Origin of the sequence: Micromonospora sp. NPDC049366 (genome assembly GCF_044466625.1) — a bacterium.
GTDB lineage: Bacteria > Actinomycetota > Actinomycetes > Mycobacteriales > Micromonosporaceae > Micromonospora.
Genome location: NZ_JBITMV010000016.1, coordinates 165,815 through 187,438, shown reverse-complemented (window position 1 = coordinate 187,438; position 21,624 = coordinate 165,815). Strand labels below are relative to the sequence as shown.

The following is a 21,624-nucleotide window of genomic DNA, read 5'->3' as shown; positions in this document are numbered from 1 at the left end:
CGCGCAGCTCGCGGTCACCTCCGGCGCTCCCCGCCGTGACGTGGCCGCGAGCTGTCGGTTCGCGGCCCGGCGGCTCAGGCGGTCCGGCGGACGTTGGCGACCAGGAAGCCACTCGGTGGCAGAGTCGGCACCCGGTGCAGGTCCAGGGCGAGATCCTGGGGCGGGACGTCGTACCGCATGCAGCTGGTCAGGTTCGTCACCGCCCGCTTCATCAGCTCGATCGTGAGCCACTCGCCGGCGCAGCGGTGACCGGTGGTGTGATCCCCACCGCCCTGCGGGATCAGCCGGTACGCGTCGGGCGGTCCACCGTCGAACCGTTCCGGTCGGAACCGCTCCGGCTCCGGCCAGAGCGCCGGGTGGTGGTTGGTGCCGTAGAGGTCGAGCAGGACCCGCCGCCCCCGCGGAAAGTGGTAGCCCTGCCAGTCGAAGGAGCGCCGTACCCGGGCCGCCGCGACGGGGAAGAACGGGTAGTACCGGCGTACCTCCTGCACGAAGCTCTCGGTGGCCGCGTCGTCGCCGCGGACCCGTTGCCGCCAGGCCGGATGGTCGTGCAGGGCGAGCGCGGCGAAGACGACGAACCGGTCGACCGCGACGGTCGGCCGCAGCACGTTGAGCAGTTCGACGGCGGCGATCCGGCGGGGCAGCGGTCGCCCCCGGGAGTCGCGGTGGTCGGCGATGACCCGCAGGGCGCTGCCGGCGGGTGCGGGCAGGGCGCCGGCCCGGACCCGGTCGACGAGGTCGGCGGCCCACCGTTCGCTCCGGCGACGGGCCAGCAGGCCGCGCCAGTGCCGCGGGCCGAGCGCGGCCCCGCTGTCGATCATCGAGTGCAGGTCGGCGGTGCGCCGGCAGACCTGGGACTCGGCCAGCGGTACGCCGGCCCAGGCGCACGCGGCCCGGGTCAGCATCCGCCCCACCTCGTCGTAGAGCACGATCGGCCCCGTGCCCTCCCACGCCGGGATCCGCGCCCGCCACTCGTCGTCGAAGAGCTGGCCGAGGTGCCGGACGGCCGTCGGCGTCATGAGCGACATCAGCATCGCCTTGCGGTCCCGATGCGCCGTGCCGTCCAGCCCCTGCACGCCGCCGCGTCCGGTCAGCGTCCGCTGCACCCGCAGCGGCATGGCGCTCGCCCGCTGGAAGCGGTCCGCGTCGTAGAACAGCACCGCGGCGGGCCGGCCCCGCATGCAGATCGTCCGTCTCAGCAGCAGCCGCGTCTGGAAGATGTCCGTGCCGTGGTGGGCGCAGCGGTCACCGATGAACCGGTAGCCGCCGCGCCACAGGGCGTACGTGCTCTCCGGGCTGCGGTCGGCCGGGATGCTCGCCATCGGGCCTCCTGACGCGGGTGGCGGCCGTCGCCGCCGGAACTTGCGGGCCGACTACCCGGGCCGGGGCCCCTTATCCCACGGCCGAGCCGCACGACCGGCCCGAAGCGGGGGAGGGGGCCAGTCGACCTCGACGTCCGCTGGCCCCTCCCAGGGGCGCGGAAACCTGGTTCGCTGCGAGGAGCGGTCGAGCGTGGTCGGCCGCAGGCGAGCCATCCGGTCCGGGTGGCGCCGGCTCCGGGCCGGCCGGCGACGACGGGAGGACGCATGCGGGGCGACAACTCGCCGCACTGGCGGCGGATGATCGGGGCGCTCGGCGCAGGGCCGGGCAGGGCGGACGTGCCCCTGATCGCACCGCCCCGACGGGCCGGGCGACCGCACCGGTTCTTCACCGCGCATCTCGGCTTCACCGCGGCCGGCCCGACCGAGGCCCGGGAACTGGCGGTCGGCTACGCCGAGGCGCTGAGCCTGCTCCGGCCCGAGCTCGCGCTCGGCGCCGCCGCTCTGTCACCGGCGGACGCCTGGCACCGGGCCGAGCGGCTCTTCTGCGGCGCGGTCGGCCCCGACGGGGAGCGGTGCGCCGACGTCGCCGGCCACCCGGGCTTCCACCACGCCGCCGGGCCGGGCGGGCTGGGGTGGGGCGATGGCGACGGGTGACCGTTCAGTCCAGGTCGAACTCGCCGTCCTGGGCGCCGGCGACGAAGGCGTCCCACTCGGCCTGGGTGAAGACCAGCACCGGGCCGTCCGGCTCGGCGGAGTTGCGCATGCCGATGAGGTCGTCGACGAAAGCGACCTCCACGGCGCTCTCGGAGGTGTCGCCCTCGGCCCGCTGCCAGACCGCCCGGGACAGGTCGAAGTCGCCCTTGGGGTGCTGAGCGATGGACATGTTCTTCCTCCACTGCCTTGGATGAGGGGAAGGCATTCGATCCCCATCGGGCAGGATAAGCGGATGCCCAGCCTGACCCGTGTAGAGGCGACCGCGCGTGGCGCGGCGATTACCGTCGACTCCTACCAGGTGGACCTCGACCTGACCGGCGGTGGCGAGAGGTTCCGCTCCCACGTGACCATCGAGTTCCGAGCCACCCCCGGGGCCGAGACCTTCGTCGAGGTCAAACCCACGAAACTACTCGCCGTACGCCTCAACGACGCCGATCTCGACCCCGCCGCGCTGGACGACAACCGGCTGCCGCTCGCCGCGCTGCGCGACCGCAACACGCTGACCGTCGAGGCGGAGATGGCCTACTCCAACACGGGGGAGGGGATGCACCGCTTCGTCGACCCGGCCGACGGGGAGGCGTACCTCTACGCCATGTCCTTCCTCGACGACGTGCAGCGCGTCTTCGCCGCCTTCGACCAGCCGGACCTGAAGGCGCCGGTCACCCTGACCGTCACCGCCCCGCCGGAGTGGACGGTCGCGGCGAACGGCCAGGTCGCCGCCACCCCGCGACCGGGGCGTTGGGAGTTCGCCCCGACCGCGCCCCTGGCCACGTACTTCTTCTCGCTGATCGCCGGGCCCTACCACGTCCGCCGCGACGAGCACGACGGGATCCCGCTGGGCATCTACTGCCGGCGGTCCCTCGCCGCGCACCTGGACGCCGACGCCGAGGAGATCTTCACCATCACCCGGCAGTGCCTGGACCGCTTCCACCAACTCTTCGCCGAGCGCTACCCCTTCGGCAAGTACGACCAGGCGTTCGTGCCGGAGTTCAACGCCGGCGCCATGGAGAACCCGGGCCTGGTCACCCTGCGCGACGACTACGTGTTCCGCTCGGCGGTGACCGACACCCAGCGGGAACTGCGCGCCACCACGATCGCGCACGAGATGGCCCACATGTGGTTCGGCGATCTCGTCACCATGCGGTGGTGGGACGACCTGTGGCTCAACGAGTCGTTCGCGGAGTACCTGGGCACCCGGGTGACCGCCGAGGCGACCCGGTTCGACCGGGCCTGGACGACGTTCGCGTTGCGCCGCAAGGCGTGGGGCTACGCCGCCGACCAGCGCCCCTCCACCCACCCGGTCGCCCCGGAGGAGGTGGCCGACGCCGCCCAGGCGCTGCTCAACTTCGATGGCATCTCGTACGCCAAGGGCGCCAGCGTGCTGCGGCAACTCGTCGCCTGGCTGGGCGACGACGCGTTCCTGGCGGGCCTGAACGCCCACTTCGCGGCGCACCGGTTCGGCAACGCCACGCTGGCCGACCTCCTGGGCAGCCTGTCCGCCGCGAGCGGGCGAGACCTGACCGGCTGGGCCCAGCGGTGGCTGCGCGAGGCGCAGGTGAACACCGTCCGGGCCGAGGTGACCGTCGACGCCGACGGTCGCTATCGCGAGGTGGCCCTGGTGCAGACGGCGCCCGCGTCCCACCCCGTGCTGCGGCCGCACCGCATCGGCGTCGGACGCTACGACGCGGACGGCGCGGTGGACCGCGTCGAGGTCGACCTGGACCCGGACGCCGATGGCGGCCGGACCATCCTCGCCGAGCTGACCGGGGCGCCGGCCGCCCGGCTGCTGCTGCCCAACGACGGTGACCTGACGTTCGCCAAGGTGCGCCTCGACCCGGCCTCGGCGGACGCCGTGCCCCTGGTGCTGCCGAGTCTCGCCGACCCGCTGGCCCGGGCGCTGCTCTGGGGTGAGGCGCTGGACGCGGCGACGGACGGCGAGCGACCGGTGACCGGTGTGGTCGCGCTGATCGCCGCGGCGCTGCCCGGCGAGACCGAGGTGATCATCGCCGAGGACGTGCTGTCGTTGAGTCGGTCCCTGGTGGACCGTTACCTCGACCCGGCCGCCCGGGAGACGGCGCTGGCGCTGATCGCGGTGGCCTGCGGCCGGATGCTCGACGCCGCGCCGGCCGGTGGGTCGATGCAGCTGGCCGCCGCCCGCGCGCTGATCGGGGCCACCACCGACGCCGACCTGTTGACCGGTTGGCTCGCCGGCCGCGCGGTGCCCGCCGGGCTGGCGGTCGACGCCGAGCTTCGGTGGGCGGTGCTGCGCCGGCTGGTGGTGCTGGGCGCCGCGGGCGAGCCGGAGATCGCCGCCGAGGCCGCCGCGGACCCGAGCGCGGCGGGTGCCGAGCGCGCCGCACGGTGCCGAGCGTCCCTGCCCGACCCCGCCGCCAAGCAGGCCGCATGGGAGATCATCGTCAGCAACACCGAGCTGTCGAACCGACTTATCGAGGCGACCGCGGAGGGCTTCTGGCTGCCCGAGCAGGCTGAGCTGACGGCGGCGTACGTGGACCGCTACTTCGCCGACATGCCGGAGGCCGCGCGCCTGCGTACGCCCTGGACGGCCGAGCGGGTCGCCAGCCTGGCGTTCCCCCGCTACGCCGTGACGCAACCGACGCGGGAGGCCGCCGAGGCGCTGCTGGCCCGCGACGACCTGACCCCGGGTCTGCGCCGAGCGGTGACCGACGCCGCCGACGACCTGCGCCGGGCCCTCATCGCCCGCACCGCAGTAGCCGCCGCCGCAGCCTGACGCCGCCCCCCCCGCCCGCCGTCTCCCGCCCCGCCACCCCGCCCGTCCCGCGATCGTGCACTTTGTGCCCCGGCGACACGGACGATCGCCGCCGACCGAGCGCCGCACGTGCAAGATCGCGGGATGAGGGAGGGGGCGGGGAGCGGGCAGGGAGGAGGTGGGGGCTAGGCGGGGGTGACGGGGGTGTGCCAGTCGATGACGTAGCGCTGTTCGGGGGCGAGGGTTCGTTCCGGGTTCATCGCCGTCCTGACGAGCAGCGGCATGAGCAGCGGCATCACCGCGCGGGCCACCGGGCCGGGCGCCTTGGCTCGGTTGATCCGTGCCGCCCGGGCGGCGACCCTCTCCACCCGGTCGCGCCGCAACCGCTCGTACGCGGTGAACGCGGAACCGACGTCGGGCAGGTCGCGCAGACAGCGGGCGAGCTGCACGGCGCTCTCGATCGCCAGGGACGCACCCTGGCCGGAGCTGTTCGACGGGGCGTGCGCCGCATCGCCGACCAACACCATCCGGCCTCGGTGCCAGTGCGGCACCGGCGGCATGATGAGCAGCGAGCCGACGACCTGAAGCTCGTCGGCGTCGCTGGTCTCCATCAGTTGACGGCCGGGGTCGTCGTCCCCGTACGCCGCGCGCAGCCTGCGCAGCCACTCGGTCGTCGGCACGGCCCGGGCCTCCGTCAGGGTCGTCGGGCGTTCCTGCGGCAGGTTGACACCCCAGCGGGTGCCGCCGCCCGGCTCCGGCCAGTAGAGGTAGTAGCCGCCCCGGCCGAAGGCGAAGGTCATGGTCCCCGGCTCGATGTCGACCACGTGCCGCGCCACCGCCTCGAACCCGAGCAGCCCGGTGTGGCGCGGTCCCGGCGCGTCCGGGTCGATCAGCGTGCGGACGGTCGAGCGGATCCCGTCGGCGCCGACCAGGATGTCGGCGGTGGCGGTGGTGCCGTCGGCGAAGTACGCGGTGATGCCGTCGGAGGTTTCCCGCGCGTCGACCAGGCGCCGGCCGTGCTCGATGACGACGCCGCCCGCCACGGCCCGGTCGTGCAGAGCGCGGTGCAGCGCGGCGCGGTGCACCACCTGCAGCGGCGGGACGTCGGCCAGCGCCGGCAGGTCGATCCGCTTGCGGCCGACCGCCATCGCCGTGCGGTGCACCGGGGTGGCGATGCCGGTGACGGCGTCCGCCGCGTCGACGGTGCCCAGCGCGGCCACCCCGTTGGGGGCGAGCGCGAGGGTGCCTCCGACGCCGTCGGCGGTGCTCGGGTACGCCTCGTAGACGGTGGCGGCGATGCCGGCCCGGCGCAGGGCCAGCCCGGTCACCGGGCCGGCGATGCCACCACCGATCACGATGGCGGTGCTCACTGTGGTCATGGTCCTCTCCTTGGTCGTGGCGTGCGTACGTGGCACCGACCTGGGAGGGAGCCCGGCTATCCTCTGGTTGCCGCTTCGGGCCGGTGCACCTTCCCAGGTGCGGTTCCGAGGTAAGGCTCCGGCGCGGTGTTGGCGCACCGCGTCGGAGCCGTCCAGTCACTGCGCGGGGCCGCTCCTCTCGTGGTAGGCCCGCCAGTCGTCGAGCCCGGGATAGCTGCCGTCGGTGAGTTCGGTCAGCAGGGCACGCACCCAGGCGGCCTCGGCCTCCCGGATGGCGAGGTCGTACTCCGACTCGACCAGAAACAGCCGAGGGATCTGCCCTCGGTGCTCGGCGAGTGTGTCGCGCGCGGCGCGTACGCCCTGCTCCAGCAGGTCGAGGCGCTGACGCAGCAGCGCCGTGGCCTCGTCGGGGTGCAGGGCGGCCAGCACGGAGAGCCCGGCCCGGAAGCGTGGATGCTCCGGCTCCGGCGTGGACACCAGCTCGCGCGCCCAGTCGACCAGCTCGGCCCGGCCGGCGTCGGTGATCCGGTAGACGGTGCGCTCCGGGCGTCGTCCCGCGCGGACGTTCTCCACCGCCTCGATCAGATCGTGCCGGTCCATGTTCCGGATGACGGTGTAGAAGGACCCCCACTTGATCTCCATGTCCTGCTCCTTGCCCCAGGCGCGGAGGGTCGTGGCGATCTCGTAGGGGTGCATCGGTCGTTGGGTCAGGGCGGAGAGCACGGCCAGGGCCAGCAGGTTGCCGACCTTGCGCTGTTTCGGCATGCCACCCTCCCGTTGCTCGTCGACGATTACTCGTCGCCGAGTATATGACCTGTCGGCCACCCCTCGCGACCCCGCCGAACCACCTGCCGCGGCCCCGGGTGTGGGCCACGGCACCGTAGGAGGTGCCCCGCCAGCGGTCGGCCTACGATCACGGGGTGGAGGAAGATATCCGGCGGATCGGGATCATGGGTGGCACCTTCGACCCGATCCACCACGGGCACCTCGTGGCGGCCAGCGAGGTGGCGGACCGGTTCGGGTTGGACGAGGTCGTCTTCGTCCCCACCGGTCAGCCGTGGCAGAAGGCGGACGAGCCGGTCAGCCCGGCCGAGGACCGGTACCTGATGACGGTGATCGCCACCGCCTCCAACCCGCGTTTCCACGTCAGCCGGGTGGACATCGACCGTGGCGGCCCGACCTACACGGTCGACACTCTGCGGGACCTCCAGGCCGAGTACGGCCCGAAGGTGCAGCTCTACTTCATCACCGGCGCCGACGCCCTCGGGAAGATCCTCTCCTGGAAGGACCTCGACGAGATCTTCGAGCTGGCCCACTTCATCGGCGTGACCCGGCCCGGGTTCGTGCTCAGTGACCGCCACCTGCCGGCCGACACGGTGAGCCTGGTGCAGGTGCCCGCCATGGCCATCTCGTCCACCGACTGCCGCGCGCGGGTGGCCCGGGGCGAGCCGGTCTGGTATCTGGTGCCCGACGGTGTGGTCCAGTACATCGCCAAACGCCGCCTCTATCAGCAGTGAGCGTGCCCGGTATGTCACCGTTCCGGCGGGTAGTGGGCCAGAACTGACAAGTCGCGACGCCGCCACGTGTGAGACGCTTGGAGGGTCGCACGGTTGATCGAAGGAGAACGGTGACAGTTTCCGAACGCGCACACGAGTTGGCGATCGCCGCGGCTCAGGCCGCTGCCGACAAGAAGGCGCAGGACATCGTCATCATCGACGTGGGCGACCAGCTCGCCATCACCGACGCGTTCGTGCTCGCCGCGGCCCCGAACGAGCGGCAGGTGCTCGCCATCGTCGACGCCATCGAGGAGCGCCTGCTGGAGCTGCCCGAGAAGGCCAAGCCGGTGCGGCGCGAGGGCGAGCGCGGTGGCCGCTGGGTGCTGCTCGACTACGTCGACATCGTGGTGCACATCCAGCACACGGAGGAGCGTGAGTTCTACGCGCTCGACCGGCTCTGGAAGGACTGCCCGACGATCCCGTTCGTCGACCGCGACCTGGTCGACGCCGAGTCCGGCGCCGGTTCCGCCGCGGAATGACCCGGCTGATCGTCTGGCGGCACGGCAACACCGACTGGAATGCCGCCAACCGGGTGCAGGGCCAGACCGACGTACCCCTGAACGACCTCGGTCGGGAGCAGGCCCGGGCGGCCGCTCCGCTGCTGGCCGCGCTGCGCCCGGACGCCCTTGTGGCCAGTGACCTGAGCCGCGCCGCGGACACCGCCGCCGCGCTCGCCGCGGTGACCGGGCTGCCGGTCCGCAGCGACGCTCGGCTGCGGGAGCGCCACTTCGGGCACTGGCAGGGACTGACCCTCACCGAGGTGGCCGAGCGGTTCCCCGCTGAGCACGTCCGCTGGCGGGCCGGCGACCCCGACCCGGGGACGGGCATCGAGACCCTCGACGACCTGGGCAAGCGGGTCGGCGCAGCCCTGGCCGAGGCCGCCGACGCGGCGCCCGGCGGCACCGTCGTGGTCGCCACTCACGGTGGGGCGGCCCGGCAGGGCGTGGGGCACCTGCTCGGCTGGGATGCCGTCGTGCTGCGCACCCTCGGCTCACTGCAGAACTGCCACTGGACGGAGCTGCGCCGCGACGACGTGCGGGGCTGGCACCTGCGGGCGCACAACGTGGGTGTGGTCGCCGCTCCGGCCGTGGCCGACGCCGTCTGACACGGTCTCGTCGCGCCGGCCGAGATCGGCTAGCGTGCCGGGCATGCCCGTCGCGGTCGTCACCGACTCCACCGCCTACCTTCCACCCGAACTGGTGCCCGCGCACCGGCTGACCGTGGTGCCGTTGACCGTCGTGTTCAACGGTGCCGAGGGCCTGGAGGGCGTGGAGATCTCGCCCGCCGACGCGACCCGGGCGCTGGGCGGCCGGCGGGTCACGGCCACCACCTCGCGTCCGGCCCCGGAGCAGTTCGCGCAGACGTACCGTCAGCTGCTCGACGCCGGCGCCGACGGAGTGGTGTCGGTGCATCTCTCGGCGGACCTGTCCGGCACGGTCGAGGCGGCCCGACTCGCCGCCGACGAGCTGGGCGGCCGGGTCGCCGTCGTGGACAGCCGATCCACCGGCCTGGGACTCGGGTTCCCGGTGATCGCGGCCGCCGAGGCCGCCGCCGGGGGTGCCGACCTGGAGGGCGTACGCCGGGCCGCGCTCGACGCCGTCGACCGCACCACCATCTACTTCTACGTGGACACGCTGGAATTCCTCCGCCGCGGCGGCCGGATCAACGCGGCCGAGGCCATCCTCGGAACCGCGCTCTCGGTCAAACCGATCATGCACATGCCGGACGGCGCCATCGTCCTGCGCGACAAGGTCCGCACCGGGAGCCGGGGCATCGCCCGACTGGTCGACCTCGCGGTCGAGGCGGCCGGGGACGGGGAGGTCGACCTGGGCATCCACCACCTCGCCGCGCCCGAGCGGGCCGAGGCGCTGCGCACCGCGCTGGCGCAGCGGCTCGGTGAGCGGGTAGGGGAGACGTACGTGTCGGAGGCCGGCGCGGTCATCGCCGCGCACGCCGGGCCGGGGCTGGCGTGCGTGGTGGTGCACCGCCGCCCGGAGGTGCCGCCCGAGGTCTAGGGGCGCGGGCCGGGTCCGACCGGGTCTGCGCGGAGGCTGTCGAGCTGCCCCAGAAATGGGGCGAGGTGCCGTGGAGGGAGCGGCGATGTCCTGTGTGGTGACCGGAGGCGGTCGGGGCGTCGGCCGGGCCGTCGTGGAGCGGCTCGCGCGCGACGGCGGCACGGTGGTGGTGATCGAGCACGATGCCGACGCGCTGGACTGGCTGGTCGGCCACCCGGCCGGCGACCGCCTGGTGCCGGTGGTCGGGGACGCCGGTGACGAGGCGGTCGCCGCCCGCGCCGCCGACCTGGCGGAGCGGAGCGAGCCGCTGACCGGGTGGGTGAACAACGCTGCCGTGTTCCGCGACGCCTCGGTGCACGCCGCGCCGGTCGGCGAGGTGCTCGACCTGATCGGGGCGAACCTGCGGCCCGCCGTCGTCGGCACCGCGACGGCCGTCCGCCGGTTCCTCGCCGCCGGCACCGGCGGCGCGATCGTCACCGTCTCGTCCCACCAGTCGGCTCGCCCCGTGCCCGGCTGTCTGCCGTACGCCACCGCGAAGGCGGCCGTGGAGGGGCTGACCCGGGCGTTGGCCGTGGAGTACGGACCGCGCGGCATCCGGGCCAACGCCGTCGCGCTCGGGTCGATCGGCACCGAACGGCACCGCGCCTTCCTGGCCGGTCAGGATCCGGCAGACGCGGCGCGGGTCGACGCCGATCTGGCCCGGCTGCACCCGGTCGGCCGGATCGGTCGGGTCGGGGAGGTGGCGGACGCCGTCGCGTGGCTGCTCTCCCCGGCGGCGGCCTTCGTCACGGGGGTCACCCTGCCGGTCGACGGCGGACGGGCGGTGCTCGGGCTGGACCCGGAGGCGCACTGATCGGCCACGACGGTGCCGCTAGCAGATGACGGCATGATCAGGGGGTTGTCCACAGCGCGCGTCGCTGTCCACAGGTGACGTCATCGTGGCCCCGAGGTGACCGTCGGTCGCCGTAGCGTCGCCACGTGTCAGACGACGAGGAGATCGTGCGGCGGCGGCTGCGGGGGCTGGTAGTGCCACCGGCGGGCTCGTCGCTGTCCGCCCCCGCCCCACCGTGGGAGTTCGGCGGTCGGCCACCGGCGGACGATCCGTCCACGGCGGATGGACCGAGGGCGCACGAGCCTGGCGGGCGGGTGCTCGCGCAGGAGACGTCCACGGCTGACGGCCTGCGACCGGGAGCGCCCGAGCCCGGCGCGGGCTCCGCCCGCCGGTTGCCCGGCCCCGGCGCGTTCGATCCGGGGCGTCGGGGCGTGCGGGCCCTGGCCGTTGTGGCGGCGGTGGCGGTGCTCGGGGCCGGCCTGTGGGCCTGGCGGTCCCGTCCCCGCGCCGAGCCGGTCCCGCCGATGGCGACCGCCGAGGTTGCGGTGGCAGGCGGCGCGGTCGAGACCGCCGCCGGCCCCCCGGGCGAGCTGGTGGTCGCGGTTGCCGGCAAGGTACGCCGGCCCGGCCTGGTGCGGTTGCCGGCCGGCGCCCGACTGGCCGACGCGGTGGAGGCGGCCGGCGGGGCGCTGCCCGGAGTGGACGTGGCCCTGCTCAACCCGGCCCGCAAGGTGGCCGACGGCGAGCTGATCGTCGTCGGGGTGACACCACCACCCGGGGCGGCTCAGCCCGGTGCCGCGCCGGGCGCCGTGCCCGGGCCGGGCGGTCGGCTGAACCTCAACACCGCCACGCTCGCGCAGCTCGACGCGCTGCCCGGTGTCGGCCCGGTGCTCGCCCAGCGCATCCTCACCCACCGTGAGCAGCAGGGCGGCTTCCGCTCGGTCGGCGACCTCCGCCAGGTCGAGGGGATCGGTGATGCCCGCTACGAGCAGCTCAAGGACCTGGTGACGCTGTGAGCGGCCCCGCCGACCGGGCCGCGCCGGCCCGGCCGCGAGTCTCGGCGGCACCAGCCGGGCGCTCCGCCTCGACGGCGCCGACGCGGCCCGCCTCGACGGGGCCGGCGCTGCCTGCCCCGCGTTCCACTGGCGGACCGGCCGTGGCCGGCCTGGCGGAGCGGCCGGAGGGCGGCTTCGGCGCAGCGTCGGAGCCGCCCGACCTGCGGCTGGCCGGGCTGGCCGTGGCGGCCTGGCTGACCGCCCTGGCGGGGTTGCACCTGGACGCCGCGACCGCGCTGGTGATCGCGGGCGTCGCGGCCGTGCTCGCCGTCGCCGGGACGCTGCACCTGCTCGGCCTGCTCGGCCGGCCTCGGCCCGCGGTCCGTCGTCACGGGTGGATCGCCGTCGCGGTGGGCCTGGGCGTGGTCTGCGGCGGGACGACGACGGCGGCGCGGGTGGCCGTACGCGACGCGGCTCCGCTGCGCGCCCTCGTCGAACAGCGGGCGAGTGTCATCGCCGAGCTGCGGGTGCGCGACGATCCGCGGCCGGTCCGCGGCGTGCCCGGCCGACCGCTCACCCTGATGGTGCCCGTCGAGCTGGTCGGCCTCGACGCCCCGGACGGTCGACGGGTCGCCGCACACGTCCGGGTGCTGGTGCTGGCCAACGACCCGGCCTGGCGTGAGTTGCTCCCCGGGCAGCGGCTTCGCGCGGAGGGCCGGCTCGCCGTGCCGCGTGGCGGTGACCTCACGGCCGCCGTGCTCAGCGCCGCCGGCCCGCCGCTGCGCCACGGCACACCGTCCTGGTCGCAGCGGGCCGCGGGCTCGCTCCGCGCGGGCCTGCAGCGGGCCTGCGCGCCGCTCCCCGACGAGCAGGGCGGCCTGCTGCCCGGGTTGGTGGTCGGCGACACCAGTCGCCTCCTGCCCACCGTCGAGGAGGACTTCCGGGCCACCGGCATGACCCATCTCAACGCGGTTTCCGGCTCCAACGTCGCGATCGTGGTGGGTGCGGTGCTCCTGCTCGCCCGCTGGGCGCGGGCCGGGCCCTGGCTCGCCGCCGGGCTCTGCGCGGTCGCCCTGGTGGGCTTCGTCATCCTGGTACGCCCCTCGCCCAGTGTGGTGCGTGCCGCGACGATGGGCGCGATCGGCCTCGCCGCGTTGGCGGCCGGCCGCCCCCGGGCGGCGCTGCCCGCGCTGGCCGCCGCGATCACCGTGCTGGTGCTGGTCGACCCCGAACTGGCCGGCGATCCGGGTTTCGCGCTCTCCGTGCTGGCCACCGGCGGGCTGCTGCTGCTCGCGCCCCGCTGGCGGGACGCACTGCGCGCGCGGGGCGTACCGGCGGGGCTGGCGGAGGCGCTTGCCGTGCCGGCGGCCGCCCAACTGGCCTGCGGCCCGGTGGTCGCCGGGCTGTCCGGCACGGTCAGCCTGGTCGCGGTGCCGGCCAACCTGCTCGCGGTGCCCGCCATCGCCCCGGCCACGGTGCTGGGCGTCGCGGCGGCGGTGGTGTCGCCGTTGTGGCCGGCGGGCGCGGAGTTCGCCGCCTGGCTGGCGAGCTGGCCGGCCTGGTGGCTGGTCCTGGTCGCCCGGCACGGCGCCGGGTTGCCGGCGGGCACGCTGCCCTGGCCGGGCGGGGTGTGGGGTGCGCTGCTGCTGGCGGTGCTGACCGTGGCGCTGCTGGTCGCCACGCGGCGTCCCGTGGTCCGTCGACTGGTGGCGGTGGTGACCGTCGCGGTGGTGCTCGGCGCCCTGCCGGTCCGGCTGGTCGCGCGGGGGTGGCCACCGCCGGGCTGGGTGGTGGTGGCCTGCGCGGTCGGGCAGGGCGACGCGGTGGTGCTGCCGGTCTCGGCGGGTCGGGCGGTGGTGGTGGACGCGGGGCCCGAGCCGGGAGCCGTCGACGCGTGCCTGCGCCGGCTCGGGGTCCGCGAGGTGCCGTTGCTGGTGGTCAGCCACTTCCACGCCGACCACGTGGGCGGCGTCGCCGGGGTGTTCCGGGGGCGGCGGGTGGGCGCGGTGCTCACTCCGGCGTGGGCGGAGCCGGAGAGCGGTCAGGACCTGGTGCAGGCCGCGGCCGCCGCCGGGCGCGCCGATCTGCTGAACGTCGCGGCGGGCTGGACGTACCGGGCCGGTGGGCTCACCCTGGTCGTCCTCGGCCCGCCGTACCCGCTGCGCGGCACCCGGTCCGATCCGAACAACAACTCCCTGATCCTGCGGGCGACGGTTGCGGGCACGCGGGTCTTGCTTCCGGGCGACGCGGAGTCCGAGGAGCAGCGGGCCCTGCTCGACCGGACGCCGGCCGGCGCGTTGCGGGCCGACGTGCTGAAGGTGGCGCACCACGGTTCGGCCTACCAGGAGCCGGCCTTCCTGGCGGCGGTGCGGCCGGCGGTCGCGCTGGTGCCGGTGGGAACCGGCAACACCTACGGGCACCCGCACCCGGCGCTGCTCGCCCGGCTGACCGCCGGCGGGGCACGGGTGCTGCGCACCGACACCGACGGCGACGTGGCGGCGGTCCACGGCGACGGCGGGCTGGCCGTGGTCGCCCGCGGTGTCGCACCTGGGAGGCGATCGTGACCCACCGTCCCCGAGCCCTTCGCCGACCGGTCGAAGTGCGTCCGACGCCGGGCGCGAGCAGCAGCGGAATCCGGCCTGGCCGGTGGGTCACATCAGGGGCGAAAGAGGCTGGCATTTTGTCAATTACGGGGCGGATTGACATAAATGTCTGGATTTGCACTGAGTGCGGGCTCCGCCGCCCGAGCGCCTGATGAGCAGGCACGAACCCGCTGCGGGGCGTGCGAATATGGGCGACGTGCCTCCCGCCAGCTTCGCCCCCATTCTGCTCGTCCTCGGCGACGAGGAACTGCTCGCCACGCGCGCGGTGACCGAAGCCGTCGCGAATGCGCGCAGCGCCGACCCCGATGTGGACGTCCGCGAGTACCAGGCGGGTGCGCTCACCGTGGGAGAGATCGCCGAGATGCTCAGCCCGTCCCTCTTCGGTGGCCGCCGGCTCCTGGTGCTGCGCTCCGGCCAGGACGCCCGCAAGGACCTGGTCGCCGCGCTGCTGGCGTACGCGAAGAATCCCGACCCGGACGTCCAGCTGATCGTGCTGCACTTGGGCGCCGCCAAGGGCAAGGCGTTCGCCGACGGGCTGAAGGCGGCCGGTGCGACGGTGGTGCCGGCGGCGAAGCTCAAGGGGCACCGGGACCGGGTGGCGTTCGTCCGGGACGAGATCCGCCGGGCCGGCGGCAAGTGCACCGAGGACGCGGCGGAGGCGCTCATCGCCGCCGTCGGCAACGACCTGCGCGAGTTGGCCGCCGCCTGCTCACAGCTGATCGCCGACACCGACGGGCGGATCGGCGCCGACACGGTGGCCCGTTACTACCGGGGCCGGGTTGAGGTCAGCGGCTTCACGGTGGCCGACGCCACGATGGTCGGTGACGTCCCGGCCGCGCTGGAGGCGTTGCGCTGGGCGCTGCACGTCGGGGTCGACCCGGTGCCGATCGCCGATGCCCTCGCCGACGGTGTCCGGACGGTGGCCCGGGTGGCGTCCGCCGGGCGGGGCAGCCCCTATCAGCTGGCGAGCAGCCTCGGGATGCCGGCGTGGAAGATCGAACGCGCGCAGCGACAGGGCCGCGGCTGGACGCCGGAAGGGCTGGTCCGGGCCATGCAGGTCGCCGCGGAGTGCAACGCGGCGGTTAAGGGCGGCTCGGACGACCGGGCGTACGCGTTGGAGCGGGCGGTGTTCTCGATGGCCGCCGCCCGCGGGGGCGGCACCCGGTGAGCGGAGCGCCCCGGACCTCGTGGGCCACGCTCGCGGCGGACGAGGACCAGTACCGGCCGCTCTACGCGCGCGCCCTCGGGCTGCGGTTCGTCAACCCGGGCGGGGTGCTGTGCTTCCTCTTCTTCGAGGGAGTGGTGGCGCTGGCCGCGCTGCTGGCCCTCGCCGAGCTGGTCAGCTGGTGGGCGGTGCTGATCCTGCCGGCCGCGGTCGCGGTCATGGTGAAGCTCAACGACATGGTGGCGGCGGTCGTGGTGCGGTCCGCCGCGCTCGTGCCCGAGCAGGAGCGGGACCGGTTCCGTCGACAGATGGAGCCGGTGGTCGGCCGGGCCCGGGTGGGCTGGCTCCGGCACAGCCTGCCGGGGATCGTCGTGTCGGTCGAGACCATCACCCCGAGCGCCTCGGCCGACGACTCGACGGCCGGTCGAAGCCGCGACGTGTCCTCCTGACCGCGCCGCTGGTGGCCGGCTGGAATGGTGAGGCACGACAGGCCTACGAGTAGCGGCAGTCGCGTTGGCGCGGGTGACGCCGAGTCGTTCACGACATCAGCTCCACAGCACGCGAGACCGGGGCCCGCACGGCCGGGCTTGCGCGGCCGTGGGCCGCACCGCCGGGGATCGCGCGACCGGGGCGCCCTCAGGCGATCGGTCTCGGTCCGGGCACGCGCGCCGGCCGGTCCGTCCCGGCATCGGGACGCTCAGCAGAGCGCGAACAGGCCTCGGTCAGCGGAGGCGCGGGTCAGCGGAGGCGCGAACAGCCGGAGGTCAGCGGAGGCGCGAACAGGGCCCGGTCAGGGGAGACGCGAGCAAGGCTCCGGTCGGCGGAGACGCGAACGGGCCCCCGGTCAGGGGAAGACGCGAACCCCCGGTCAGCGGAGACGCGAACAACCGGAAGCCCCCGGTGTTGCCGGGGGCTTCCGGTGAAGTCTGGCGTCGCCTCGGTCAGGCGGCCAGCGAACCGACGCGCTTGGCGATCGCGGACTTACGGTTCGCGGCCTGGTTGGCGTGGATCACGCCCTTGCTGACGGCCTTGTCGAGCTTGCGGGAGGCGTCCCGCATCAGGGCGGCAGCCTGCTCGACGTCGCCGGTCTCGGCGGCCTCGTGGAACTTGCGGATGGCGGTCTTCAGCGACGACTTGACCGACTTGTTACGCAGCCGGCGCTTCTCGTTCTGCCGGTTGCGCTTGATCTGGGACTTGATGTTCGCCACGCGACAGCCTCGTCTTGATAGCTCGGGTTGGTCAGCTTCCGCGCAACGAGCATGCGTCACCGTCGCGCGAAAAGCCAGGTTACCAGGTCCGCCCCGGACGAGCCAAAACGGCCCTGTTCCGGCCGCGTCCCATTCTGCCCGGCGCCCGCGGTTGGCGGGGAGGGCGCTTACAGATCTTGGAGGATTGGTGCCCCTATAGGCGGGTTCAACTCACCAAGATCTACGGGGCTGTCCGGCCGCCGCAGCGCACGCGAGCCCGGCGGGCCCGCCCGGTGAGGGCGTCTGCGTCAGGTCCAGCCCTGGCGGGTGGCGAGCCAGGCCAGGGACTGCTCGCCGCTGAAGCGGTGGTGTCGGTGGATCGCCGCGGAGGCGGTCGGCGGAGTGGCGGCCGCGGTGGTGAGGAAGTAGCCGGCCAGGGCGGCCAGGGTCACGTCGAGGGCGTCCGCGGGGGCGCCGGCCGCCGCCGGATGGTCGGCGAAGAGCCGGTCGGCGTCCAGGCCGCTGGCGTACGCGGCGATCAGCAGACCGGCCAGGTCGAACCAGGCGGGCCCGCGGGTCAGCCACGTCCAGTCGCAGAACCAGGCGCGCCCCTGGCGGTCGACGAGCACGTTGTCCAGCCGCAGGTCGCCGTGGATCAGAGCGTCCGGCGGGGCCGCGTCGGCGTACCCGGGCAGCCGGGACTCCAGCGCGACCAGTTCGGGCAGGCGGGCCGCCAGCGTGGCGGGCAGGGCGGGTGCGGGCTCCCGGCCGGCGGCCACCTCGCCCCACCAGAGGATGTCGTCACGAGCCAGGTCGGCGAGGCGGGGCGGGTCGAGGGCGAGCAGGCCGGGGGGCGGGTCGGTGAGCGCGGCGGCCAGCTCGGCGTACCCGGCGAGGGTGGCGTCCAGCTCCGCCGGTGCCCAGGGCAGACCGGGCGTCCGGCCGTCGACGGCGTCCAGACAGATGGCGTGCCAGCCGGCCGCGTCGAGGGTCCAGCGCAACCGGGGGACCGGCAGCCCGGTGGGGAGCCGGGCGAGGACGGCCGCCTCCCGGGCGTACCAGTCGACCAGTCGTGGCTGCTCGACGCGCCCGGCCGCCTTCACGAAGGCGGAGCCACCGTCGGCGGTGGTCAGCACGGCGGCGAAACCCCGGGTGAACCCGGCTCCGGCCACCCGGGTCGCCGTGACGGGCGCGCCGAGCCGGGCGGTGATGGCCGCGCGCAGGCCCTCGGGGAGGGTGGCCCAGCCGGGCCGGGCGGCGGTCGCGTGATAGAGCGGAGGTGGTGCGGGCACCCTCCCATGCTGGCGTACGCCGCCGCGCTCTTCCTGCTGCCCGCGCGGCGGGCTGTCTGCGAGACTGCCAGGCCATGAGGACCGACGACTTCTGGCAGTTGATCGACGAGGCGCGGGCCGGCGGTGGCGGTGAGGCCGGCGCGGTGGCGGCTCGTGCCGTGGCCCTGCTGGCCGAGCGCGACCCCGCCGAGATCGTCGGCTACGCCCACCACCAGCAGCGCGTGCTCGCCGCCTCCTACAAGGTCGACCTGTGGGGCGCCGCCTACCTGATCAACGGCGGGGCCTCCGACGACGGCTTCGAGTACTTCCGGGGCTGGCTGATGACCCAGGGCCGGCAGGTCTTCGCCCGGGCGGTCGCCGACCCGGACTCGCTGGCCGAGCTGCCGCAGGTCCGGGCCGCCGCGCTCACCGGTGAGGAGTTCGAGTCGGAGGACATGCTCGCGGCGCCCTGGGAGGCGTACCGCAAGGCGACCGCGACCGACCTGCCGGCCGACCGCGACCCGGTGCCGACGCCGGATCTCAACGACTTCTGGGACTTCGACGACGAGGCCGAGGCCCGGCGGCGCCTGCCCCGGCTCGCCGCGCTCTTCGTGGAGCCGCCGGAGGAGTGATCTGACCGCCCCGGGGCCGGCGTGGGAGCATAGAGGGGGCCGGCGTCGCGTCGGCCCGCTCACGTCAGCCGACCAGAACGGACAGCTGTGCCACCGACGCTCGATTCCGGCGCGAACGCTCCTGGTGCCACCGACCCGGCGCGGATCAGGAACTTCTGCATCATCGCCCACATCGACCACGGGAAGTCGACCCTGGCCGACCGGATGCTGCAGCTCACCGGCGTGGTCGACCCGCGGCAGATGCGGGCCCAGTACCTCGACCGGATGGACATCGAGCGCGAGCGCGGCATCACCATCAAGAGTCAGGCCGTACGGATGCCGTGGACGATCCGGGAGGGCGACCGCGCCGGCGAGCAGGCCGTGCTCAACATGATCGACACCCCGGGCCACGTCGACTTCACCTACGAGGTCTCCCGGTCGCTGGCCGCCTGCGAGGGTGCCATCCTGCTGGTCGACGCGGCGCAGGGCATCGAGGCGCAGACGCTGGCCAACCTCTACCTGGCGCTCGAGAACGACCTGCACATCATCCCGGTGCTCAACAAGATCGACCTGCCGGCCGCGCAGCCGGAGAAGTACGCCGAGGAGCTGGCCCACCTGATCGGCGGCGACCCGGCGGACTGCATCAAGGTCTCCGGCAAGACCGGCGAGGGCGTGCCGCATCTTCTCGACGAGATCGTCCGGCAGTTCCAGCCGCCCGTCGGGAACGCCGACGCGCCCGCCCGAGCGATGATCTTCGACTCGGTCTACGACGTCTACCGGGGCGTGGTCACGTACGTCCGGGTGATCGACGGGCTCATCAGCGCCCGCGACCGGATCAAGATGATGTCGACCGGCGCCGTGCACGAGCTGCTGGAGATCGGGGTGATCTCGCCGGAGATGGTGAAGTCCGAGGCGCTCGGGGTCGGCGAGGTGGGCTACCTGATCACCGGCGTGAAGGACGTCCGCCAGTCGCGGGTCGGTGACACGGTCACCATCAACGCCCGGCCGGCGACCGAGGCCCTGGGTGGCTACAAGGACCCGAAGCCGATGGTCTACTCCGGCCTCTACCCGATCGACGGGTCCGACTACCCGAACCTGCGGGAGGCGCTGGACAAGCTCAAGCTCAACGACGCCGCGCTGACGTACGAGCCGGAGACCTCCGGCGCGCTCGGGTTCGGGTTCCGCTGCGGCTTCCTCGGCCTGCTCCACCTGGAGATCATCCGGGAGCGGCTGGAGCGTGAGTTCAACCTCGACCTGATCTCCACCGCACCCAACGTGGTCTATCGGGCGATCCAGGACGACGGCCAGGAGGTCGTGGTCACCAACCCGAGCGAGTACCCGACCGGCAAGCTCGCCGAGGTCTATGAGCCGACGGTACGGGCCACCGTGCTGACGCCGAACGACTACGTCGGCGCGGTGATGGAGCTCTGCCAGGGGCGGCGGGGCACGCTGCTCGGCATGGACTACCTGTCGGCCGACCGGGTGGAGCTGCGCTACACCCTGCCGCTCGCCGAGATCATCTTCGACTTCTTCGACCAGCTGAAGAGCCGGACCAAGGGCTACGCGTCGCTGGACTACGAGCCCTCCGGCGAGCAGGCGTCCGACCTCGTCAAGGTCGACATCCTGCTGCACGGTGAGGCGGTCGACGCGTTCAGCGCGATCGTGCACAAGGACAAGGCCTACAACTACGGCGTCTCCATCGCGGCGAAGTTGCGCAACCTCATCCCGCGGCAGCAGTTCGAGGTGCCGATCCAGGCGGCGATCGGCAGCCGGGTGATCGCCCGCGAGACCATCCGGGCGATTCGCAAGGACGTGCTCGCGAAGTGCTACGGCGGTGACATCAGCCGGAAGCGCAAGCTGCTGGAGAAGCAGAAGGAAGGCAAGAAGCGGATGAAGATGGTGGGCCGCGTGGAGGTGCCGCAGGAGGCCTTCATCGCCGCGCTCTCCTCCGACTCCGCCGAGGGCAAGCCCGCCGGTAAGAAGTAGGGCCCGCACCTCTTCTGACCTGCGTGGACGGTGCCCCGGCGTGGTTCCGCGCGGGTCGGGAATCGACGTTCGCCGAGAGGTCGTACGCGGATTCGGTTTGGGTTTCGCGCGCTTCGGGAACTTGTCGCCCACGACAGGGAAACACACATCGTGTGACAGGTTCTTGGAGGAGGGCGACCGTGGAGCTGACCGTTTGGGGCATCATCACCGCGCTCATCGTTGGTCTGATCGTCGGGGCGCTGGGTCGTCTGGTCGTCCCGGGCCGACAGGACATGCCGATGTGGCTGCACATGCTGATCGGTGTGGGTGCCGCGCTGCTCGGTACGGTGCTGGCGCGGGCGCTGGGCATCGCGACGGAGACCGCGGGTGTGGACTGGGGCGAGCTGCTGGTGCAGGTCGTGCTGGCCGCCATCGCGGTGGCTCTGGTGGCCGGCGTCGGCCGACGCCGCAGCGTCACCCGCTGACGGGGCGACCGATCCGGCGCCGCCGCCGGCCTGACCGCCGGCGTACGCACCGAAGCACGTTTCGACGGGCGCCCGACCCTCGTGGTCGGGCGCCCGTCCGCGTTCGTCCACTCCGCTGGGTGGCCATGGCCGGGCGCGGTCGCGGCGGCGTTCTCGGGGGAGCGGGGTTCCTGCCGTTCCGCGCGCTCCGGTGTCTCTGTTCCGGAAGTCGGTTTGATTTTTCGGCCGATCGGGAACTCAGCGGTCACGACAGGAAGCACACGGACATCGTGTGACAACTTGGTTGAAGGAGGGCGACCGTGGAGCTGACCGTTTGGGGCATCATCACCGCGCTCATCGTTGGTCTGATCGTCGGGGCGCTGGGTCGTCTGGTCGTCCCGGGCCGGCAGAACATGCCGATGTGGCTGCACATGCTGATCGGTGTGGGTGCCGCGCTGCTCGGTACGGTGCTGGCGCGGGCGCTGGGCATCGCGACGGAGACCGCGGGTGTGGACTGGGGCGAGCTGCTGTTGCAGGTCGTGCTGGCCGCCATCGCGGTGGCTCTGGTGGCCGGCGTCGGCCGACGCGGCAGCGTCACCTACCGGTAATTCGCGCACATCGATCCACGAAGGGGCGCCCGACCGGACGGTCGGGCGCCCCTTCGTCTGGGTACGGTCCGGTTCGCCCCGCTGTCTCTGCCGCACCGACCTGACCTGCGGTACGGTCGCGTCGCTTCCCGTCGATCGCCCCCTCTGTCGTAAAGGATTTTTTCCTACTAAGGTGCGGCGGAGAAGGTAAATGCCAAGCGGTGCGAGGG

The 21,624-nt window shown here is 73.8% G+C and carries 21 protein-coding genes; 15 read left to right on the top strand and 6 right to left on the bottom strand.

Annotated elements, in window-relative coordinates; all coding sequences use genetic code 11:
- Positions 1-74: 74 nt before the first annotated feature.
- Complete coding sequence (locus ACIBTV_RS23075; RefSeq protein WP_396707921.1) at positions 75-1,322, bottom strand: cytochrome P450; 1,248 nt, start codon at positions 1,320-1,322, stop codon at positions 75-77.
- Positions 1,323-1,586: 264 nt separating this feature from the next.
- On the opposite strand from ACIBTV_RS23075, the gene ACIBTV_RS23070 reads away from it, so the two are divergent.
- The gene (locus ACIBTV_RS23070; RefSeq protein ID WP_396707919.1) at positions 1,587-1,976 is read left to right on the top strand and encodes a hypothetical protein; all 390 of its coding nucleotides are present in this window, start codon (positions 1,587-1,589) and stop codon (positions 1,974-1,976) included.
- Positions 1,977-1,980: 4 nt separating this feature from the next.
- On the opposite strand, the gene ACIBTV_RS23065 is transcribed toward ACIBTV_RS23070, so the two are convergent.
- Positions 1,981-2,199 carry a DUF397 domain-containing protein gene (locus ACIBTV_RS23065; RefSeq protein WP_091346888.1) on the bottom strand — a complete coding sequence of 73 codons (219 nt, stop codon included), beginning with the start codon at positions 2,197-2,199 and terminating at the stop codon, positions 1,981-1,983.
- A gap of 69 nt (positions 2,200-2,268) precedes the next feature.
- On the opposite strand from ACIBTV_RS23065, the gene pepN reads away from it, so the two are divergent.
- Complete coding sequence (gene pepN / locus ACIBTV_RS23060) at positions 2,269-4,785, top strand: aminopeptidase N (protein ID WP_396707917.1); 2,517 nt, start codon at positions 2,269-2,271, stop codon at positions 4,783-4,785.
- Between the two features lie 164 nt (positions 4,786-4,949).
- Here the strand turns inward: pepN and ACIBTV_RS23055 are convergent, their stop codons facing one another.
- Both ACIBTV_RS23055 and ACIBTV_RS23050 read right to left on the bottom strand, forming a co-directional pair.
- Complete coding sequence (locus ACIBTV_RS23055) at positions 4,950-6,143, bottom strand: FAD-dependent monooxygenase (protein ID WP_396707915.1); 1,194 nt, start codon at positions 6,141-6,143, stop codon at positions 4,950-4,952.
- Between the two features lie 156 nt (positions 6,144-6,299).
- Entirely contained in the window at positions 6,300-6,908 is a 609-nt protein-coding gene (locus ACIBTV_RS23050; protein WP_396707914.1) for a PadR family transcriptional regulator, read from the bottom strand.
- Positions 6,909-7,063: 155 nt separating this feature from the next.
- On the opposite strand from ACIBTV_RS23050, the gene nadD reads away from it, so the two are divergent.
- The 9 genes from nadD to ACIBTV_RS23005 all read left to right on the top strand — a co-directional run bounded on the left by nadD (position 7,064) and on the right by ACIBTV_RS23005 (position 15,758).
- Positions 7,064-7,660 carry a nicotinate-nucleotide adenylyltransferase gene (gene nadD / locus ACIBTV_RS23045; RefSeq protein ID WP_396707912.1) on the top strand — a complete coding sequence of 199 codons (597 nt, stop codon included), beginning with the start codon at positions 7,064-7,066 and terminating at the stop codon, positions 7,658-7,660.
- Between the two features lie 110 nt (positions 7,661-7,770).
- A complete protein-coding gene (gene rsfS / locus ACIBTV_RS23040) occupies positions 7,771-8,178 on the top strand; it encodes a ribosome silencing factor (RefSeq protein WP_396707910.1) in 408 nt (135 codons plus the stop codon).
- Positions 8,175-8,804 (top strand): histidine phosphatase family protein, encoded by a 630-nt coding sequence (locus ACIBTV_RS23035; protein WP_396707908.1) that lies wholly within the window; start codon positions 8,175-8,177, stop codon positions 8,802-8,804. Before rsfS ends, ACIBTV_RS23035 begins: the two co-directional genes overlap by 4 nt.
- Positions 8,805-8,847: 43 nt before the next feature.
- Positions 8,848-9,714 carry a DegV family protein gene (locus tag ACIBTV_RS23030; protein WP_396707906.1) on the top strand — a complete coding sequence of 289 codons (867 nt, stop codon included), beginning with the start codon at positions 8,848-8,850 and terminating at the stop codon, positions 9,712-9,714.
- 85 nt (positions 9,715-9,799) lie between these two features.
- The gene (locus tag ACIBTV_RS23025) at positions 9,800-10,567 is read left to right on the top strand and encodes an SDR family NAD(P)-dependent oxidoreductase (protein WP_396707904.1); all 768 of its coding nucleotides are present in this window, start codon (positions 9,800-9,802) and stop codon (positions 10,565-10,567) included.
- Positions 10,568-10,692: 125 nt separating this feature from the next.
- Positions 10,693-11,562 carry a helix-hairpin-helix domain-containing protein gene (locus ACIBTV_RS23020; RefSeq protein WP_396707902.1) on the top strand — a complete coding sequence of 290 codons (870 nt, stop codon included), beginning with the start codon at positions 10,693-10,695 and terminating at the stop codon, positions 11,560-11,562.
- Positions 11,563-11,702: 140 nt separating this feature from the next.
- Positions 11,703-14,105 (top strand): ComEC/Rec2 family competence protein, encoded by a 2,403-nt coding sequence (locus ACIBTV_RS23015; protein ID WP_396707900.1) that lies wholly within the window; start codon positions 11,703-11,705, stop codon positions 14,103-14,105.
- Positions 14,106-14,331: 226 nt separating this feature from the next.
- Complete coding sequence (gene holA, locus ACIBTV_RS23010) at positions 14,332-15,312, top strand: DNA polymerase III subunit delta (RefSeq protein ID WP_396707898.1); 981 nt, start codon at positions 14,332-14,334, stop codon at positions 15,310-15,312.
- On the top strand, positions 15,309-15,758 hold the full coding sequence (locus tag ACIBTV_RS23005; protein ID WP_396707896.1) for a hypothetical protein: 450 nt from the start codon (positions 15,309-15,311) through the stop codon (positions 15,756-15,758). The genes holA and ACIBTV_RS23005 overlap by 4 nt, the downstream gene beginning before the upstream one ends.
- 492 nt (positions 15,759-16,250) lie before the next feature.
- On the opposite strand, the gene rpsT is transcribed toward ACIBTV_RS23005, so the two are convergent.
- Both rpsT and ACIBTV_RS22995 read right to left on the bottom strand, forming a co-directional pair.
- On the bottom strand, positions 16,251-16,517 hold the full coding sequence (gene rpsT, locus ACIBTV_RS23000; RefSeq protein WP_091595936.1) for a 30S ribosomal protein S20: 267 nt from the start codon (positions 16,515-16,517) through the stop codon (positions 16,251-16,253).
- Between the two features lie 287 nt (positions 16,518-16,804).
- The gene (locus ACIBTV_RS22995) at positions 16,805-17,788 is read right to left on the bottom strand and encodes a phosphotransferase family protein (RefSeq protein WP_396707894.1); all 984 of its coding nucleotides are present in this window, start codon (positions 17,786-17,788) and stop codon (positions 16,805-16,807) included.
- A 74-nt stretch (positions 17,789-17,862) separates the two neighbouring features.
- Here ACIBTV_RS22995 and ACIBTV_RS22990 point away from each other — a divergent pair, with 74 nt between their 5' ends.
- The 4 genes from ACIBTV_RS22990 (at position 17,863) to ACIBTV_RS22975 (ending at position 21,415) form a co-directional block, all read left to right on the top strand.
- Positions 17,863-18,399, top strand: coding sequence for a DUF4240 domain-containing protein (locus ACIBTV_RS22990; RefSeq protein WP_396707892.1), 537 nt, complete (start codon positions 17,863-17,865; stop codon positions 18,397-18,399).
- An 87-nt stretch (positions 18,400-18,486) separates the two neighbouring features.
- Positions 18,487-20,364 (top strand): translation elongation factor 4, encoded by a 1,878-nt coding sequence (lepA, locus tag ACIBTV_RS22985; RefSeq protein WP_091595942.1) that lies wholly within the window; start codon positions 18,487-18,489, stop codon positions 20,362-20,364.
- Between the two features lie 179 nt (positions 20,365-20,543).
- Complete coding sequence (locus ACIBTV_RS22980) at positions 20,544-20,828, top strand: GlsB/YeaQ/YmgE family stress response membrane protein (RefSeq protein WP_396707890.1); 285 nt, start codon at positions 20,544-20,546, stop codon at positions 20,826-20,828.
- A 299-nt stretch (positions 20,829-21,127) separates the two neighbouring features.
- Complete coding sequence (locus tag ACIBTV_RS22975; RefSeq protein WP_396707888.1) at positions 21,128-21,415, top strand: GlsB/YeaQ/YmgE family stress response membrane protein; 288 nt, start codon at positions 21,128-21,130, stop codon at positions 21,413-21,415.
- The last annotated feature ends 209 nt before the right edge of the window (positions 21,416-21,624 follow it).